This window comes from Arboricoccus pini, assembly GCF_900187945.1.
GTDB classification, from domain to species: domain Bacteria; phylum Pseudomonadota; class Alphaproteobacteria; order Geminicoccales; family Geminicoccaceae; genus Arboricoccus; species Arboricoccus pini.
In genome coordinates this window covers 73570-92376 of record NZ_FYEH01000001.1, presented here as the reverse complement: position 1 = coordinate 92376, position 18807 = coordinate 73570, and the positions used below count along the sequence as shown (strand labels likewise).

At 63.5% G+C, this 18807-nt stretch carries 17 protein-coding genes; all 17 read right to left on the bottom strand.

Features of this window, described 5'->3' with window-relative positions; genetic code table 11:
* Positions 1-26: 26 nt before the first annotated feature.
* Complete coding sequence (locus tag CFB17_RS00410; protein WP_165769341.1) at positions 27-1076, bottom strand: DNA polymerase III subunit delta'; 1050 nt, start codon at positions 1074-1076, stop codon at positions 27-29.
* A complete protein-coding gene (gene tmk, locus CFB17_RS00405) occupies positions 1073-1705 on the bottom strand; it encodes a dTMP kinase (protein ID WP_088559425.1) in 633 nt (210 codons plus the stop codon). The genes CFB17_RS00410 and tmk overlap by 4 nt, the downstream gene beginning before the upstream one ends.
* A 147-nt stretch (positions 1706-1852) precedes the next feature.
* Positions 1853-2311: a preQ(1) synthase gene (gene queF, locus CFB17_RS00400; RefSeq protein WP_088559424.1), complete on the bottom strand. Its 459-nt coding sequence runs from the start codon at positions 2309-2311 to the stop codon at positions 1853-1855.
* 16 nt (positions 2312-2327) lie between these two features.
* Positions 2328-3461, bottom strand: coding sequence for a D-alanyl-D-alanine carboxypeptidase family protein (locus tag CFB17_RS00395; RefSeq protein ID WP_088559423.1), 1134 nt, complete (start codon positions 3459-3461; stop codon positions 2328-2330).
* Positions 3462-3490: 29 nt separating this feature from the next.
* The gene (locus CFB17_RS00390; RefSeq protein ID WP_088559422.1) at positions 3491-4558 is read right to left on the bottom strand and encodes a septal ring lytic transglycosylase RlpA family protein; all 1068 of its coding nucleotides are present in this window, start codon (positions 4556-4558) and stop codon (positions 3491-3493) included.
* A gap of 122 nt (positions 4559-4680) precedes the next feature.
* Positions 4681-5664 (bottom strand): lytic murein transglycosylase, encoded by a 984-nt coding sequence (locus CFB17_RS00385; protein WP_165769340.1) that lies wholly within the window; start codon positions 5662-5664, stop codon positions 4681-4683.
* 355 nt (positions 5665-6019) lie between these two features.
* Positions 6020-6289 carry a DUF1467 family protein gene (locus CFB17_RS00380; RefSeq protein ID WP_088559420.1) on the bottom strand — a complete coding sequence of 90 codons (270 nt, stop codon included), beginning with the start codon at positions 6287-6289 and terminating at the stop codon, positions 6020-6022.
* A 194-nt stretch (positions 6290-6483) separates the two neighbouring features.
* Positions 6484-7593, bottom strand: coding sequence for a hybrid-cluster NAD(P)-dependent oxidoreductase (locus CFB17_RS00375; RefSeq protein ID WP_088559419.1), 1110 nt, complete (start codon positions 7591-7593; stop codon positions 6484-6486).
* A gap of 4 nt (positions 7594-7597) precedes the next feature.
* On the bottom strand, positions 7598-8890 hold the full coding sequence (locus CFB17_RS00370; RefSeq protein WP_088559418.1) for an aromatic ring-hydroxylating oxygenase subunit alpha: 1293 nt from the start codon (positions 8888-8890) through the stop codon (positions 7598-7600).
* 228 nt (positions 8891-9118) lie between these two features.
* Positions 9119-9523: a methylmalonyl-CoA epimerase gene (gene mce / locus CFB17_RS00365; protein WP_088559417.1), complete on the bottom strand. Its 405-nt coding sequence runs from the start codon at positions 9521-9523 to the stop codon at positions 9119-9121.
* Positions 9520-11259, bottom strand: coding sequence for a ribonuclease J (locus tag CFB17_RS00360; RefSeq protein ID WP_088559416.1), 1740 nt, complete (start codon positions 11257-11259; stop codon positions 9520-9522). Before CFB17_RS00360 ends, mce begins: the two co-directional genes overlap by 4 nt.
* A complete protein-coding gene (locus tag CFB17_RS00355; RefSeq protein WP_088559415.1) occupies positions 11256-12065 on the bottom strand; it encodes a type III pantothenate kinase in 810 nt (269 codons plus the stop codon). Before CFB17_RS00355 ends, CFB17_RS00360 begins: the two co-directional genes overlap by 4 nt.
* 134 nt (positions 12066-12199) lie before the next feature.
* Positions 12200-12946, bottom strand: coding sequence for a hypothetical protein (locus CFB17_RS00350; protein WP_088559414.1), 747 nt, complete (start codon positions 12944-12946; stop codon positions 12200-12202).
* A 99-nt stretch (positions 12947-13045) separates the two neighbouring features.
* Entirely contained in the window at positions 13046-13780 is a 735-nt protein-coding gene (locus CFB17_RS00345) for a biotin--[acetyl-CoA-carboxylase] ligase (RefSeq protein ID WP_165769339.1), read from the bottom strand.
* Positions 13777-15282 carry an NADH-quinone oxidoreductase subunit NuoN gene (gene nuoN, locus CFB17_RS00340; protein WP_088559412.1) on the bottom strand — a complete coding sequence of 502 codons (1506 nt, stop codon included), beginning with the start codon at positions 15280-15282 and terminating at the stop codon, positions 13777-13779. Before nuoN ends, CFB17_RS00345 begins: the two co-directional genes overlap by 4 nt.
* 25 nt (positions 15283-15307) lie before the next feature.
* Positions 15308-16855, bottom strand: coding sequence for an NADH-quinone oxidoreductase subunit M (locus CFB17_RS00335; protein ID WP_088559411.1), 1548 nt, complete (start codon positions 16853-16855; stop codon positions 15308-15310).
* Positions 16856-16864: 9 nt separating this feature from the next.
* A complete protein-coding gene (gene nuoL, locus CFB17_RS00330; protein ID WP_088559410.1) occupies positions 16865-18802 on the bottom strand; it encodes an NADH-quinone oxidoreductase subunit L in 1938 nt (645 codons plus the stop codon).
* Positions 18803-18807: the final 5 nt, after the last annotated feature.

Here is an 18807-nt window from a genome sequence, read left to right as displayed (position 1 = left end):
ATATGTGGAACAGACCGATCTTCGGTTCAACCCGCCTGCGGCAGAGGGCGGCCCGGCGGGAGCAAGGCATCGGCCAGCAGGAGGAAGCTCTGCAACGCATCGAGATTCAAGGCCTCGATGCGCAGGGCCTGGATACGCAGCGAATCCCACGAAGCCAGCAAGGGATCAAGCCCGCGCGCGGCAAGCGTCGAGAGCGCCGGCGCTTCCTCGGGGCTAAGAAGGGGCATGTCCGGCGTCGCGTGCAAGGTGGCGGCACGGCGCAGGAGGGTCGTCAGGGGATCCAGCCCCTGCTCCAAACCATGGGCCTGCACGCGCCGCTGGAGGATCTCGGCAAAGGCGAAAAGCCTGTCGGAATCGCTCGATGCCCCGAAGATCTGGAGGAGAGCCTGGTAATCCGCGAGCCAACCGGTCGCATGGAGCCTGAGCACACGGCCGGGACTGCCTTCGGCCAGAAGGCTCAGCCTCGCCAAATCCTCATCATTCAAGCCGGGGAGCAGTGTCGCAAGCGCTTCGGCCATGGCTGGGGCGTCCAGCGGCTTGAGGCGCATAATGGCGCAGCGGGAGGCCAGCGTGCGCGGCAGGCGGCCTGGCCGCTGCACGACCAGGAGGATGACCACGTCCGGCGGCGGCTCTTCCAAGAGCTTCAAAAGGGCGTTGGCGGCCTCCGTGTTAAGCTCGTCGGCTGCATCAATGAGCAGGACCCGGTGCCGGGCGATGGCGGCCGTCGTGCGAAAGCTCGCCCCGACCTCGCGGATCTGATCGACGACGATCTCGGTGCGCAGCCGTCCACTCTTGGCGGTCTCGCGCGTGATCACCTTGAGGTCCGGGTGGGCATTGGCGGCCACCATGCGAAAGACCGGATGGGCGGGATCTTGGACGTCGCCGCCGCCAATCGCCAGGAGAAGGCGGGCTATGTGATAGGCAGCAGTTGCCTTGCCGATACCTGGCGCGCCCGTCAGCATCCAGCCATGCGCCAGACGCCGGCGCGCATCGAGATCCTGGATTGCCGCCAGTGCCGCCGCATGGCCGAAGAGGTGCGGATTGAGCCTCGGCTCGATTAGGGGACTCTCGCTCAAAGAAGATGGCCGAGACGCCCGGTGACGACGTTGGCGATCTCCGATTCGACCGCCGCCGCAGCCGGCTCGGCATCGACCACGATGATCCGGTCGGGTTCGCTCGCGGCCAGCGTCAGGAAGCCTTCGCGCACCTGTTCGTGAAAATTCTCGCCCTTGGCTTCAAAACGGCTGCCGCCGCCCTCCTGGTGGCGTCGATCGAGCCCGGCCCGGGCATCCAGATCGAGAAGGATGGTAAGATCCGGCCAAGGCAGGCCCAAGAAATCGCTATGCAGCCGGTCGATCAGATCGATCCCCACTCCGCCGACCAGGCCCTGATAGACGCGTGTGGAATCGACGAAGCGATCGCATATCACCCAGGCGCCGCGATGGATGGCTGGCGCCAGCAGCCGTTCCACATGCTCCATGCGGGCCGCATTGATGAGCATGAGCTCGGTAGCAGCGCTCCAGCGATCAGCCGCACCCTCGACCAGCAGACGGCGAATGCTCTCCGCCCCGGGCGTACCGCCCGGCTCGCGCGTCACGACGACGTCGAGATTGGCCGCGCGCAACCGGTCCGCCAGCCGCCCGACCTGAGTCGATTTGCCGGCACCCTCGCCGCCCTCGAAGGTGATCAGCCTGCCATAGGCCATGAGTAAGGAACGCTCCCAAAGCGCGTCATCCAGCAACCGGCAAACAGCCGGTCAGCACAGCATCGACCTGGCCGTCCGTCGCCAGCCTTGCACCCCTACCCCATCGCCCGACATCGATAAAGCCGCCGGAGCAATATTGAAGGGAGGTTAGCCCCGGCCACGATAAGCGGGCACGCCCTGTTCGGGCAGCCAGAGGCCGGTCGGCGGCCGGCCGCTCTGATAGAAGACGTCGATCGGTATGCCGCCCCTCGGGTACCAGTAGCCACCGATGCGGAGCCAGGTTGGCATGATCTCGGCGATCAGCCGCTTGGCGATGCCGACCGTGCAATCCTCGTGAAAGGCGCCATGATTGCGAAATGAGGTCAGATAGAGCTTGAGCGACTTGCTCTCGACCAGCCAGTCGCCAGGCACATAGTCCAGCACCAGATGGGCAAAGTCAGGCTGGCCCGTGACCGGACAGAGCGAGGTGAACTCCGGTGCCGTGAAGCGCACCAGATAGACGGTGCCCGGGTGCGGATTGGGGACCCGCTCCAGGACGGCCTGCTCGGGGCTGGCGGCCGGGGCCGCGGGCCGACCGAGCTGGCTCAAATTCGAGGGATCGCTCACCGCCGAAGGAACTTCGTCATGAGCCGATGCCCGTATAGTAGCCGACAATGCCGGTCAGGCGGCCAAGCATGCCGGCTTTTTGCACATCAGCGCCGGCCACAAGCGGCACCGTTCTTGGCTCGGCACCCTGCGAGGTGATGACGAGTTCGCCCAGCTTTTGGCCCTTGGTGATCGGTGCGGCCACCGGCTCGTCGTAGCGGGCCTTGACCTCAAGCGTGGGGCGCAGATCGGCTGTCATCGTCGCCGTCACCGGCTCGAGCGGCACGGCTGCGACCTTGCTCTCCGCACCCAGCCAGACCGGCACCTCGGCCGCCGTCTGGCCGGCGTCGAAGAGCTTATAGGTCTCAAAGGCACGAAAACCGTATTCCAGCACCTTTTGCGCCTCGTCGCGACGCTCCTTCTCCGAATTCATGCCAGCAAGCACCATGATCAAGCGGTGATTGTCGCGCATGGCCGAGGCCACGAGGCCGAACCCGGCGACGCTGGTATGGCCGGTCTTCATCCCGTCGACGCCGGGAATGCCCATCTGCAGGAGCGGGTTGCGATTGTTCTGCTTGATATTGTGCCAGACAAACTCCTTTTCCGAGTAGAGGCCGTAATATTCGGGAAAGTCGCGGATGATCGCGGATGCGAGCTTGGCCAGGTCGCGCACCGACATGTAATGCTGCGGGTCGTCCAATCCGTCGGGATTGGCGAAATGACTATTGGTCAGCCCAAGATCCTGCGCCTTCTGGTTCATCAGCTTGACGAACTCGTCGACGCTGCCGGAGATGCCCTCGGCCATCACGATGCAGGCATCGTTGCCCGACTGGATGATGATACCGCGTAGAAGGTCCTCGACCTTGATGCGCGAGCCCAGCTCGACGAACATCTTGGAGCCCTGCGTGCGCCAGGCGAGCTCGGAGACGGGCATCTCGTCATCCATCTTGAGCTTGCCCGATTTCAGCCGCTCGAAGATCAGATAGGCCGTCATCAACTTGCTCAGGGAGGCAGGCGGAATGCGATCGTCCGCATTCTTCTCCATCAGCACCTGGCCCGAGGGATAATCGATCAGGATGGCCGCCTTGGCGACCGTGTCGAAGGCCAGGGCCGGACGCGCCAACACGGCCACCAGCAACATAACGAGCAGCGTCAGCCGGCTCTTGCACATGGCGGGATACCTTCTAGGGGACCGAAGCGTCAGCATGGGACATTCTGGGCGCTGGCGACAGCCGGTACCACGAAGGCATTGCCATAGCCCTTGCTCTGCACAACGGAAAGGATGCGATCGGCGCTCTGGTGGTCCTTGAGCGGACCGACCCGGACGCGCATCGCCGCTCTCTGGTTGACGAAGACCGGGTCGGTGCGCACGTCGCCCAGGCCCTCCAAAGCATCTTGCGCCATGCGCACGCGCTCGGTGTCGGCGAAAGCCCCAATCTGGACGAATTGCGGCCCGGAGACACACATGCGGCGCTGGCGCCCATCGTCGACGGCCGCCACCATGCCGGGTGTCGAGCGCGTCAGGTCGCCTTTGGCAGGATTGACCGCGGCCCTCGCGAAATTACGCTCGCTTCGGGGCTGAATGTCGAGCGCCGTTGCCGCCTCAGGATAGCTCGCCTCCTGATAGGCCGGTACGGAAGGGTTCAAGGGCGGTTTGGGGGTGCTTCGCGCGGGGAGTGCTGTCGCGGTGAGGACCGATCGGCCCGGCTGAGCCCCCGGCGACTTCGCGCTGGCATAGACAAGGCCCGGAGGCGGCTGGATGCCGTCGGCCAAGCCTAGGAATTCGACCTTGACCCTGGCCACGCCTTCGCGCTCGTAGCCGAGCTCACGCGCCGCTGCCTGACTGAGATCGATCTCGCGATCCCCATGATAGGGGCCACGATCATTGACGCGGACGACGATCGAGCGGCCCGTATCAAGATCGGTGACCCGGACATTGCTCGGGATCGGCAAGGTCGGGTGGGCGGCGGTGATCTGGTTCTTGTCGAAGATCTCGCCGTTGGCGGTCGCCAGTCCTTGGAACTGGTCGCCATACCAGGACGCAATCCCGATCTTCTGATAATTGGGATCATATTCCGGGTAATACCATTTACCCTTGATCTGATAGGGCTTGCCCAGCTTGAAACCGCTGGGCAAGCGCTTTTGGCTCGCTTGCGCCTCGGCCAGCTTGGCTGGATCGGGTTGCGTCGACGTGTCGCTGGACGAGCAGCCGACCATCGCCAGCAACCCCAGAAGGCCGAAGGCCATGCCGATATGACGGGGCTTCATCTGACGCCCTCTCCTCCAAATTGCAGCTCCCCGGGCAAGAGGAGCCGTCGTCCTTCACCCGGCGGGGACAGCTCTTCGGCTACCGCCCGCAAGGCATTTTCGAGCCGTCTCGGGCCCAGACCTCAAGAATTCGTCGCCGCCGATATCTCATCCGCCAGGAGACCGACCGACAGGGCAAAATAGGTCGACCTGTTCCAGACCATGAGCGTCTTGAAATTCTGGTAGACGAGGTAGGACTGACCGAGCCCATCATCCGTCGTCACGATCCAGGCGTTGATGTCGTCCGTCGGCAGATTGTCGCCTTCGATGGGCCGTACACCTCGGCTGTGCCAGGCGGCAAGGCTCATGCCACGGTCGAGGCCGGTCGGCAGTCCGCGCGGCACGGCCACCTCGCGGCCCCAGATATAGCGCCCGTTCCAGCCGGCTTGCGTGATGTAGTTGGCGATCGACGCCAGGACGTCGGGGGTGCTGTTCCAGATGTCGCGGCGCCCATCGCCATCGAAATCGACAGCGTAGTTCAGATACGTGGTCGGCATGAACTGGCACTGGCCCATGGCACCCGCCCAGGAGCCCAGCATGCCGCCATAGCTGATGTCGCCGCGCTGGATGATCTTCATGGCGGCCACGAGCTCGCGCTCGAACAGCTCCTGCCGGCGTCCTTCCCACGCGAGGGTCGCCAGCGCATTCGGGACGGAAAAACCGCCCGTGAAGCTGCCATAACTTGATTCCACGCCCCAGAGGGCACAGACCACCGAGGGTGCGATATTGTAGCGGGTCCGGATCATGTCGAGCGTGACACGATTATCCTGCAGCTTGCGAATACCGGCATTGATTCGCTGCGCGCTGACGACCCGGTCGCGATAGGTCGCCCAACTGGGCTTGCCGCCTGCCTGACGCTGGTCGAGTTCGATCACCTTGTCGATGGGGCGCATGCCACCCAATACCCGCTCGGCCACGACCGGCTGGATTCCTTCGCGTAGCGCACGCTGTCTGAAGGCCGAAAGCCAGCTGCTCCAATCCTCCGCCCGGACGGGAAGCGGCAGCAGGGCGGTGCTGCCGGCAACAAGGGCTCTGATGATCTCGCGCCGTCCGAGAGCCAAGGGCAAGATTGATCCCATTCTAAAGCATGGCGTCGCCGCCGCTTGCGTACGACCCTTTGATCAAGCGCTACAGGCGCGCGACGACGTGGCGAGCGAGCCGCCGACAGCGACCTGTAAGGTCATTATCTTTGGATCAAGAATGACCCTTTATCAATAGATTATCGGCAGAGTCTTGCATGAAGCTTCATTTGCGCCGTGCACTCATGGGGCCAGCGAAGAAAGGCGCCGGGGCCAAGCCCCGGCGCAAGCAAGGAGGAAACGCCTCTAGAACGCGCCACTAGGCCACGTACGTAGATACTTCCAAAGAAGCGCGAGGATCTCAAGAAGAAAATCAACCCCCGGTTAACATTGTCGCGGCCCGCTACTCGGTCGCGGAAGCGCCCGGGATACTGCTGGGATCAGGCCGGAAGTCGACCAGCCGAAATTCGATCCCGTAATAGATCGCAGCCGTGATCAACGCCGAAAGAACGCTCGTGATGACGAACTTGATGAAGAGGCGTGGCTTGGCCGGGGCGCCCGGATCATGACCCGGCTCCGGCTTCTCCACAGGCTGCGCGCCGAAAGGCAGCACCATGAAGACGACCAGCCACCAGGTGACCACGTAGGTCACCAGCATCTCGTACCAAGTCATCGGGCCTCTTCTCGCGCCAGCGTCGGGCCGGCACCATCCACGCCGCTCCCTCGCCTGGCAAGCCGGACGAAGGCGCATGGAGAAGACTTCAGCTCCAGAGCCCGGCCGCGCGTCCCGGATCGCAGCGGCGCCTCAGTGATCAATTACAAGGTCGCGATTTCGTTCAGCGATCGACCACGAGGTCGCGGCTTTCCTCAGCGATCGACCACGAGGTCGCTCTTTGGCCTCGAGCAGCAGAGCAGCACCAGCCCGGAATCGATCTCGCGCTGGCGGATACCGCCTTGGTGTTTCATGTCGACCTCTCCCTCGAGCAGCTTCGACTTGCAGGTCCCGCAAAGCCCCTTGCTGCAGGATGAGGGCAGGCGCACGCCGCCCTTGCGCGCCGCGTCCAGGACGGTCTGGTCGGCGCGCACCTCAAGGGTCTTGCCGGACTTGGTGAAGGCCACCTTGAAGGTCGCAGCGACCGGTGCCGCCGGAAGCGTCTCAGGCTCGGGCGCAAGTTGCCCCTCGGTGCTGCCGAAGTCGAAGCTCTCCTCGTGGTAGCGCTGCATGTCGAATGCCGCCGACTGCAGCATCGCACGGACCGCCGCCATGTAGGGCGCCGGCCCGCAGGTGAAGACCGTGCGCTCCATGAAGTCGGGTACCGCCAGCCGCAGCATCAGCAGCTGCAGCCGCCCGCGATAGCCGTGCCAGGGCTGACCGGTGCCCGGACCCTCGCAGACCGGCACGAAGGAGAAATGGCGATCCCGGCTGGCCATCAGCTCCAGTTCATGGCGGAAAATAAGATCGTCAGGCGAGCGCGCCGAATGCAGGAAGACAATATCCTGGCCCAATGCCAGATCGTAATAGGCGCGCGCCATCGACATGAGGGGGGTGATGCCGCTGCCGCCCGAGAGAAAAAGATACTTTCCGGCCGGATGCCGCAGGCTGCTGAACTCGCCCATGGGTCCGACCGCCCTTAAGGCCATACCGGGACGCAGATTGTCGTGCAGCCAGTTGGATACGGGGCCGCCCGGCACCCGCTTGACGGTGATCGAGAGAAGGTCCGGCCTAGTCGGCGTCGAGGCGATCGTATAGCAGCGGTTGATCGGCTGGCCGTCGATCTCGAGCTCAAAGGTCAAGAACTGGCCGGGTTCATAGCGAAAGCTGCGCGGCTGCCTCGCCGAAAAGACGAACGTACGAACATCGTGCGTCTCCTGAATTACGGCCCGGCAGAGGAGGATGTCGTCCTCCTCCGACGACCAGACCGGCGGTCGCTCGGCAAGATGGGCGGCGAGGCTGAAGGCGGCGGAAGCGACGACCATCCGATCAGACACCGAGCTGCGCTGCCATGCGGCCGATATACCAATTGCAGAATCGGTCCACCATGTCCTCGGTGTGCACCGAGTAGGGGCCAGGCTCGTAGGCCTGGCTGCGGGCCCCCGCCTGACAAAACCCAACGAGTTCGCTGTCCTGGGCGTTGGTGACGTTCCAGACGCTCTTGAGATTGTCGACGTCATAGTCGATGCCCTGGCGTGCATCCTTGTGCACCAGCCATTTCGTGCGCAGCAGCGAGCGCTCGGCATCGAGCGGGATCACCGAGAAGGTGACGATATGATCGCTCATGAAATGGTGCCAGCTATTGGGCTGGGTATGGAAGGTAAGGCCGCCCAGGCGACGCTCCTGGATGTCGCCCAGCAGCCGCGTGCAGGCGACCTCAGTGTTGTGGGTATGCGATTCGCCAGCCCCGGCCAGCGGCAGGCGTTCGGTCCGATAGCCCGTGATCATGTCGTCCAGATGCTCGACCGGCCGGGCCGGGAAGCCCGCGGCCTCCCACTGATTGTGGAGGCTCTCGACCATGGCGCTATAGCGCTCGACCTCCTCCCGGCCGACCTCGTCCAGTTCCTGTGGCGCGAAGCCGAAGCCATAGGCATAGAGCGGCACGGTAAGCTCAGGATGATTGCCCGCGCAGTGATAGCACTCGCGGTTATTCTCCATCGTGAGCTTCCAGTTGCCGGGCTCGATGATGTCTTCCTCATGGGCCACCTTCGTATCGGCGATCCGATGCGGTGCCAGATAGGGCGACATTCGCTCGGCCATGGCATCGAAGTCGGCTGGCGGCTCGGCGGCCAGACAGACGAAGAGCAGCCCCGCCAGCGACTTCAGATGGACGGGCTTCAAGCTGTGGCAGCCAAGATTGAAGCCCTCCCCCATATGCTCGGCGAAGACGAGTTCGCCATCCAGCTTGTAGGTCCACTGATGATAGCGGCAGACGATATTGCCGACCGTCGTCTTGTAGTCGTGGATCAACCGGGCGCCGCGATGGCGGCAGACATTGTGGAAGGCGCGGACCGCATTGTCGTCGTCGCGCACGATGACGATCGAATCCTCGCCCAACTGCACGGTCATGGCGTCGCCCGGCTCCGGCACGTCGGGCTCGACGCCCACATAGATCCAGTGCCGATGGAAGATCAGATCCATGTCGGCCTTGAAGATCTCAGGCGAGGTGTAGAAAGGCGCCTCCAGGCTGTAGCCCTTGCGCCGCCTTGCGACGAGCGAGCGGATATCCGGCCCCGCAAGCGACGCAGAATCGATGAGCGAGCGTTCGATCGTGTCCAACATGGCACCTCACCCCAGAGCCGCAGCACCGGCTCATCCGTCCGATAACGACGAGGCGCATGCTCGTTTGCGTGGCCCTGGCCCGTCGCAAGCGGACGCGACTGGAATCGTTCTTTTCGCGACAGCGGCGTGCTCGGCGCGTGAAGATTTAGCGAGAAAAGATAATTCTCGTCAGCGTGGCGTCCGCTGGTCTCCGCCCCCACCCGCCTCGAGCGGCCGGCGGGGCCGGACTCAGGCCTCCTCGAGCTCGATCAGGGTCCCCATGAAATCCTTGGGGTGGAGAAAGAGGACTGGCTTGCCGTGGGCGCCAGGCAAAGGCTTGCCATCGCCCAGGACCCTGGCGCCGGCGGCGACCAGGCTTTGCCTGGCGGCCTCGATGTCGGCCACCTCGTAGCAGAGATGATGAATGCCGCCGCTGGGCTGGCGGGCAAGGAAACCCGCGATCGGCGAGGCTGGCCCCAGGGGGGACAGAAGCTCGATCCTGGTGTTGGCCAGCGTCACGAAGACCGTGGTGACGCCATGGTCTTTCTGGTCGACCGGGACGGAGACGCTGGCACCCAGCTGGTCGCGATAGACCGCTGCGGCCGCGTCCAGGTCCGGTACGGCGATGGCCACATGATTGAGACGCCCGATCACCGGACGGCCGTCTCCTCTTCGAGCTGATCGAGCACGTCCTGGGTCAGGCGAGTGAGCTGCACCTCGATCAACGGCCGCCGCTCCCGCGCCAGATCGAGACCCTGCCGCACGGTCGCCCGCACCGTATCGGCGACCCGGCCATCATCCATGACGAGCCTGTCGTCGAGCTGCTCGACCGCCCGCGTGATGGACTCGCCAAGGCGTGGCCGAAGCCGCTCGAAACGATCCGCGTCGACGACGCCAAGGCCGGTCAGCAAGGGGGCCGTCAGGACGCTGCCGAACCCGTCCAGGACGATCGAGACGAAGATCGTACCATGGCTGGACAGTCGGCGACGCTGCCTGAAGAGCTCGTCCTCGGCATCGACCAGCTCCATGCTTTCCTTGACACGGCGGCCCACGGGCACTTCATCGACCACAGCAGCCGGCCCAGGGGCCAACTGGACCATGTCGCCATTGCGGATGACCAGGGCCTGCTCCACCCCCATCTTGAGGGCGAGCCGGCCATGCGCCGCCAGATGCCGCGCCTCTCCATGGATGGGTACGGCGATCCTGGGCCGCACCCATTTATACATCTGCTCCACCTCGTCGCGGCAGGGGTGTCCCGAGACGTGGATGAAATGGTCTTCCTCGGTGATCACCTCGACCCCGGCCGTGACCAGCATATTATGGAGATTGTAGAGGACGCGCTCGTTGCCCGGGATGATCTTGGAGCTGAAGATCGCCGTATCGCCGGGCTCGAGGCGCACGCGGGGATGCTGCCCCGTGGCGATGCGCGAGAGAGCCGCCCGGCTTTCGCCCTGGCTGCCGGTGGTCAGATAAAAGACCTTGTTGCGCGGCAGCGACCCGGCGTCGCGCTCGTCGACCAGTGGCGGCAGGTCCTTGAGGTAGCCCACCTCCTTGGCGGCCTCCAGCATGCGGCGCATCGAGCGGCCGACGACACAGACCTCACGACCGGCCCGATGGCCGGCGATGATCGCCGTCTCGAGCCTTGCTATGTTGGAAGCGAAGGTGGTGAAGACGATGCGGTTCGGCAGCGTCTTCATCAGCGCGATGAGGCTGTCGCGGACCTCGGCCTCCGAGCCCGACGTACCCGGTGCCAGGATGTTGGTGCTGTCGCAGAGCATCGCCAGCACCTTCTCGCTGCCGAGCTTGGCCAGTGCCTGGGCATCGGTCTTCGGACCCACCATCGGCATGGGATCGAGCTTCCAATCGCCGGAATGGAAGATCTTGCCGTAGGGTGTGTCGATGACGAGGGCCGCAGCCTCGGGAATCGAGTGCGTCACATGGATGAACCGGCACTCGAAGGGCCCCACCTTGAAGCTCTCGCCATCGCCGACGACGTGAATGAGGTTACGCACATCGACGCCTTCCTCGGCCAGCTTGCGCCTGAGGACGGCAGCGGTGAAGGGCGTACACCAGATCGGGCATTTGAGCCTGGGCCAAAGATGCGGCATGGCGCCCAGATGGTCCTCGTGCGCATGCGTCAGCACGAGACCCTCGAGATCGTCGCCCAGCCCCTCGGCAAAGCCGATATCGGGGAGCACGATCTCGACGCCGGGCAAACGCTCGTCGGGAAAGGTCAGCCCGAGATCCACCATCATCCAGCGGCCGCTCATGCCATAGAGATAGACATTCATGCCGATCTCACCGACGCCGCCCAGCGGCACGAACAGGAGTTCGTCGCCCCCCTCGCCCCAGGCGGCGACCTTGGCCGATGTCTTGACGTGGCGGCTCATCGCGCACCTCCGGCCGCGAGATCGCTTTGCTGGTCGATCTGAGGACGATATCGCTCGTAGAGTTCGAGCAATCCCGCCATCGTCAGATCGCGATCAATATGGGCGAGCACGGGGGCGCGCCTGGCGAATAGCGGGGCGAGGCCGCCGGTAGCAATAACTTTCATAGACGTACCGTACTCTTCCTCGATCCTGCGGACGAGTCCTTCGATGAGTCCAACATAACCCCAAAAAATTCCCGATTGCATGGCGCCTACCGTCGACTGGCCGATGACCCGAGGCGGCGGCTCGATGGCGATACGCGGCAGCTTGGCCGCAGCCCTGTGCAGGGCCTCGATGGAAAGATTGATCCCCGGCGCGATGACGCCACCCCGATAGGCACCCTCGGCGTCGACGACATCGAACGTCGTGGCCGTGCCGAAATCGACGACGATCAGGGGTGGCTGGTAGCGGCTGAGTGCCGCCACCGCGTTGACGACGCGATCAGCACCGATTTCGCGTGGGTCCGAAAGGAGGATGCGGATTGGATAGTCCAGGTCCTCTCCGACGACGAAAGCCCTGCGGTTGAAGAAGTCCCGGCTCATCCAGCGGAGCGGCATCACCGCCTGCGGCACAACGCTCGAGATCAGGACCGCGCCGACCTCGCCATGAGCCAGGCCCTTGAGCTGCATCAGCTGGATCAGGGCCACGGCATATTCCTCGGCCGTGCGATCGCGCACGGTGGAGAGCCGCCACTGCCCGATCGACTGCCGGCCGCGATAAAGCGCGAAGACCGTGTTGGTGTTGCCTACGTCGATCGCCAGCAGCATCGACACCTTCCCAATAAGAAACAGCGCACGGCGGGCAAAGCGCCAGCCGCGCCGGCCACAATAATGACCGAAGCTGCCTTAATTAGTTATCTTCGTCGCGCTGAGAAGATGGCTGGATGCGTAGGCGCCAGAGCTTATTGCTGCGCCTCGATATTGATCGTCAGGGTGCGCCGCATCAACGGGCTGCCACGACCGGTCATGGGCCGGACGGAATGCCATGAATTGAACGTCTTGACGAAGACGACCGCCTGATTCGGCACGAAATCGTAGGTTGCGAGCACGTCCATTTCCTCGAAACCGGCCTGTTGGTTACGCTGATTATAGCGATGCCGATCGTTCTTCGGCCGATTGACGTCGGTGCCACCGCCAAATTCGGCATTCCACTCCCCCGGCGACACCATCGTCACGACGAGGGTCACGATCTTGCCCGGCGCATCGGTATGCGGGATGACCGAGCCACCATCGGCCGGCAGCATCGAGAACTCCATCCTCGAGGTGAGGGGCGCCTGACCTGTATGAATGCGTCCCCGTCGCAGATTGCGCAAAAGCTTCTTTAGCGGGTTCGTTCGCGCCTTAAAGCCGAGATCGACATGACGCTCGCGCAAGCTCTGCAGCACGGTCTCGATAAAGTCAGCGCTGATGATCCAGCGATTGAACGCGCGCCAGCGCGGATGGCCGGCGACGAACTCCTTGAACTGCCGCCCATTCCAGTAAGGGTTGAGCGCCAGTTTGTTGCCGACTTTGGACATGTCCGCAAAGAGTTCGCGCGGCGGATAGTCGGCCACTAATTCACGATACAGCGTCTCGTCCATCACGGGGCAGACGGCGCCAATCGGAAAAGGATCATAGCGCATCTCGAGACGGCTGAAATCGAGGAACATGATCGATGCCTCCTCTTCGAAATCTCCTAAGACACAGCCTCCCGGCCGCGTCCGATCTCTCCCGCAAGTCCAGCACACGACGAAAGGAACTTCCAAGCCTCAGTGCTGGAAGACGATTTCACCGGCCGTGAAATGCTCCATGGCTCCGCCGTCGAATTCAACCAGTATGGCGCCGTCACCGGCGAGATCGGCCAGCCTCCCCTCGCGCTCACGCTCGCCTTGGCGGATCTTTACGAGTTGGCCAATGCCCATGGCCGCTGTCAGCCAGGCTTCGCGCAGCGCCGGAAATCCACCCTCCCGCCATTGGCGCAGCCGGCCGCGGAAGCATCCGTCGAGGACGGCCAGAAAGGCCTCGGGCGACAAGGCGGGCAGCCCCGCGGCCCGCAGCGAGGTCGCGGGATAAGGCAGATCCGCAGGCGCACTCTCAAGATTGACCCCGATGCCGATCACCAGCCAGCATCCCTGCCCGTCCATCGCACCCTCGACGAGGATGCCGGCCAACTTGGCGCCATCGATCAAGACATCGTTCGGCCATTTGAGACGGGGAGCGAGCCGGCCGCCCGATAGCTCATGGATCGTTTCGGCCACGGCCAAGCCGGCCACCAGCGACAAGGTCGACGCAGTGGCCAGATCGGCCTCCAGTCGAAGGATGAGCGAGCCGTAGAAATTTCCCGGCGGCGAGCGCCAAGGCCGCCCCAGCCGGCCCCGCCCGCCCGACTGGCTGCGGGCAACGATCCAAAGGTCGGCGGGCTCGCCAGCCAGGGCCGCCTCGCGCGCCAGATCGTTGGTGCTGCTTGCCTCCTCGAGGAGGCGAAGCCGATAGGGCGCGCTCACCGCAGCGCGGTCACCCGGCTGGCGGGTGCGGGGACATTTGCGGCACCAGACGCCGGCGTTACCAGCGATGCCGCCGCCGAACCGGCTGCCCTCGTCACCGGCCCCGGCACCACGATGAAGAAGAGGATCAAGGCGGCCGCGATCACCGAGACGGCATTGAGTGCCGGATGGGGCGTGTTATCGAAGGCAGCAGCTGGATCGTCAAAATAGATGATCTTAACGATGCGCAAGTAGTAATAGGCGCCAACAACACTCGTGAGCGCGCCGAAAAGCGCCAGCCAGAGATAGCCCGCGTCGACGGCCGCCATGAAGACATAGAGCTTGCCGAAGAAGCCGGCCAGGGGCGGGATGCCGGCCAGGGAGAACATGAAGATGGCAAAGCAGGCAGCCATCATCGGCCGACTGGCCGAGAGCCCGGCCAAGTCGGCGATCGTCTCGATATAGCGTCCGTCGCGCCGCATCTTGAGAATGCAGGCAAATGTGCCCACGGTCATGACGACATAGATCGCCATGTAGACCAGGACGGCGACGACGCCCTTCTCGGTGCCGGCGGAAAGGCCGACGAAGGCGTAGCCGATATGGCCGATCGAAGAATAAGCCATCAGCCGCTTGATGTTGGTCTGGCCGATGGCGGCAAATGCACCAAGGAGCATCGAGAGGACGGAGATCAGGATGACGACCTGCTGCCACTCGACCACGTGATGACCAAAGGGCTGCATGAGCACCCGGATGAGCAGTCCCATGGCGGCGATCTTGGGGGCCGAGGCGAAGAAGGTCGAGACTGGCGTCGGCGAGCCCTCATAGACGTCGGGCGTCCACATGTGGAAGGGCACCGCACCCAGCTTGAAGGCCAGACCCGCCAGGATGAACACGATGCCGACCACCGTACCGACCGGGAGGCGCCCATCGACACTGAGGGCGCGGCCGAGTTCGCCGAACATCAAGCTTCCGTTGAAGCCGTAAACCAAGGAGCAGCCATAAAGAAGCATGCCCGAGGCCAGCGCCCCAAGGATGAAATATTTCAGGCCAGCCTCGGAGGAGCGGACCGTGTCACGGTTGAAGGCCGCCATGACGTAGAGCGGCAGCGAGGTCAGCTCCAGCGCCATGTAGAGGGCAAGAAGGCTGTTGGCCGAGACCATCATGCTCATGCCGAGCGTGCTGAAGAGGGCCAGGACCGGGTATTCAAAGCGCTCGATGCCCGCATCGCGCATATAGCCGTTGGCGACGATGAGGCTGCCAGCTGCACCAAGGAAGATCAGCATCTTGAAGAAGGCGGCAAAGCCGTCCTCGACGAAATGCCCGCCCATTGCCAAGACCGTGGTCCGGCTAAGTGCCAGCGTCAGGAGTGCAGCCAGGATCAGCGAGATCACGGCCAGCACCGTGACGATGCGCGCGCCTTCCTTATCTTTAAAGGCACCCACGACGAGTAACGCCAGGGCCGCCAGAAAGAGCACGATCTCGGGCAAGAGCGGCGTGAGGTTCAAGGCCAGGCCATCGGTCATCGCGCGGACTTTCGAGAGAAGTTGCTCATCGTGCTGCCAGAGATGCGGGTGCGCTCGCACCCAAAGCCAAATGCGGCGCGTTCGGGGCCTGCTCGAAGGCGGTCGAGACATGGCTCACCAGGGCGTCGACCGAAGCATTCATCGGCGCCGTGAAGATCGAGGGATAGATGCCCATAACGACGGCCAGAATGATGAGCGGGGCAAAGGCCACGACCTCGTTCAACCGCACGTCCTTGAGCGCCTTAAGATTTTCCTTGGTCAACGCGCCAAAGACCACCCGGCGATAGAGCCAGAGCATATAGGCGGCTCCCAGGATCAGGCCCGTGGCGGCAAAGAACGACACCCACTGATTGAACTGGAAGATGCCGACAATCACCATGAGCTCACCGACGAAACCCGAGGTTCCAGGCACGCCTACGGCGGCGAAGGTGAAGAAGAGGAAGATCAAGGCGTAGAAGGGCATGTTCTGCGCAAGGCCGCCATAAGCGTCGATGTCGCGCGTATGGAGGCGATCATAGACGACACCCACGCACATGAAGAGTGCCGCCGAGACGACGCCGTGGCTCAGCATCTGCACGATTGAGCCCTGAATGCCCAGGGAGTTCGGCGTGAAGCAGCCGATCGTCACGATGCCCATATGAGCAATCGAGGAATAGGCGATGAGCTTCTTCATGTCGCTCTGCACGAGGGCCACGAGCGAGGTGTAGACGACCGCTACCGCCGAGAGCGTGTAGATAAGAGGCGCGAAATAGGCCGAGGCGTCGGGCAGCATCGGTAGCGAGAAGCGGAGGAAGCCATAGCCGCCGAGCTTCAGCAGCACGCCCGCCAGGAGCACGGAGCCCGCCGTCGGCGCCTCGACATGCGCATCCGGCAGCCAGGTATGGAAGGGCCACATCGGCACCTTGACGGCAAAGGAGGCGAACATCGCGATCCAGAGCCATTTCTGCAGCGTCGGATCGAAGCCATAGACCATCAGGCTGGGAATGTCGGTGGTTCCCGCCTGCACGTACATGGTGACGACGGCGATCAGGAAGAGCAGCGAGCCCAGGAGCGTGTAGAGGAAGAACTTGAAGCTCGCGTAGATGCGCCGCTTGCCGCCCCAGATCCCGATGATGAGGTACATCGGGATCAAGATGCCCTCAAAGAAGATATAGAAGAGGACGAGGTCGAGCGCGCAGAAGACGCCCACCATCAGCGTGTCCATGACCAAGAACGCGATCATGAACTCCTTGACCCGGACATGCACCGAGAACCAGGAGCCGATGACGACGACGACGGTCAACAAGGTCGAGAGGAGCACGAACCAGAGCGAGATCCCGTCGATCCCCATCCGGTAGCTGATGCCCAGTCCCTCGAACCAGTCAGCCCGTTCGACGAACTGGAACCCTGCCTGGGCGTAGTCGAAATTGGCCCAGATCATCAGCGAGAGGATGAAGGTGACGAGCGAGGTCCAGAGGGCCACGCCACGCGCATTGCGCGCGACCGTTTCCTCGTCGCCGCGAATGAAGAAGATGAAGCCGGCACCGACCAGAGGCAGGAAGGTGACGAGCGAGAGAAGAGGCCAATCGCCCATGGATTCCACCTAACGCTGCAGGAACAGATACCAGCTGACGAAGACGGCAACGCCGATCAGCATGACGAAGGCATAGTGATAGACATAACCGGTCTGCAGCCGCGCGATCCTGAGGGCCGTGCCCCAGGTCGTTCCGGCGACGCCGTCGGGGCCGAACCGGTCGATGATCCCCTGGTCGCCGCCATGCCAGAGCCCGCGGCCCAGCGCCAGGGCGGGACGAACGAAGATCCGGTCGTAGAGTTCGTCGAAATACCATTTGTTGCGCAGGAAATTGTCGAGCGGGCGAACCGCTGCAGCAATTTTCGGCGCCGTGCCAGGCATGGCGATATAGAAGACCCAGGAGAGCCCAAGCCCGAACGCCATGGCGAAGAACGGTGCCAACGACACCCAGAGCGGCACCTCGTGCATGGCGTGCAGCACGTGGTTCTCCGGGCCGGTGAAGATCGCCCCGCCCCACCAGTTACCCTCGGGCTCGACCATGCCGAAGGCGACGAAGCCCGCAATCACCGCACCCACGCCCAGCACCATCAACGGCACCGTCATGATGGGCGGGCTCTCGTGCACATGCTCCATCGTATGATGGTCGGCACGCGGCTCCCCATGGAAGGAGAGGAAGATGAGGCGGCCCGAATAAAAGGCGGTCAGCACCGCGGCCAGCACGCCCATCCAGAATGCATAGAGGTGGAAGCTGCCGTTCGAGGCATAGGCGGCCTCCAAGATCGCATCCTTGGAGTAGAAGCCGGCAAAGCCGCCAATGCCCGGAATGCCAAAGCCGATCAGCGCCAGGGTGCCGATCCACATCATGGCGTAGGTGAGCGGGATCTTCTTCCAGATGCCGCCCATCTTGCGCATGTCCTGCTCGTCAGACATCGCATGGATGACCGAACCCGCACCCAGGAAGAGGAGGGCTTTGAAGAAGGCGTGCGTCATCAGGTGGAAGACGCCCGCCTGATAGGCCCCGACTCCGCAGGCGAAGAACATGTAGCCCAGCTGCGAGCAGGTCGAGTAGGCGATGACCCGCTTGATGTCGAACTGGGTCATGCCGACGGTCGCGGCGAAGATGCAGGTCGTGGCGCCGATGAAGGTGACGAAGGCCAAGGTGGACGGCGCGAATTCGAAGACCGGCGAGAAGCGCGCCACCAGGAACACGCCGGCCGTCACCATGGTGGCCGCATGGATCAGGGCCGAGACAGGTGTCGGGCCCTCCATGGCATCAGGCAGCCAGGTGTGAAGGCCGATCTGTGCCGACTTGCCCATGGCGCCGATGAAGAGCAGCAGCGTGATGATGTTGAGCGTCTGGAACGTGCCGCCGAAGAGAACGATCTGCGTGTCGGCTAGCGAGGCCGCCTTATTGAAGATGACGTCGTAGGAGACGCTGTCGAAGACCAGGAAGAGCGCGCCGATGCCCAGCATCAAGGCGAAGTCGCCGACGCGGTTGACGATGAAGGCCTTCATGGCGGCAGCGCAGGCCGAAGGCCGCGTGTACCAGAAACCGATCAGCAGATAGGAAGCGACGCCCACTCCCTCCCAGCCGAAGAAGAGCTGGATGATGTTGTCCGAGGTCACCAGCATCAGCATGGCGAAGGTGAAGAGCGAGAGATAAGCCATGAAGCGCGGCTTGCTCGGATCATGGCTCATATAGCCGACCGAGTAGACGTGGATCAGAAAACTGATGAAGCCAACGACCAGCATCATGATCGTGGAGAGGCTGTCGATCCTGAGCGACCAGTCCGCCTCAAGGCCGCCGACGCTGATCCAGGTGAACCAGTGCACCTTGAAGGCGGGCTCGCCCATGTAGGTGAAGACGCCGATCCAGGCGCAAAGGGCGGTGATCGCCATCAGGCCGCAGGTGATGATCTGGCTGGCCCTGTCGCCCAGATAGCGGCCAAACAGGCCAACGATCAGGGCACCCAGTGCCGGACAGAGGACGAGGATGGTGTGCAGCATGTCCC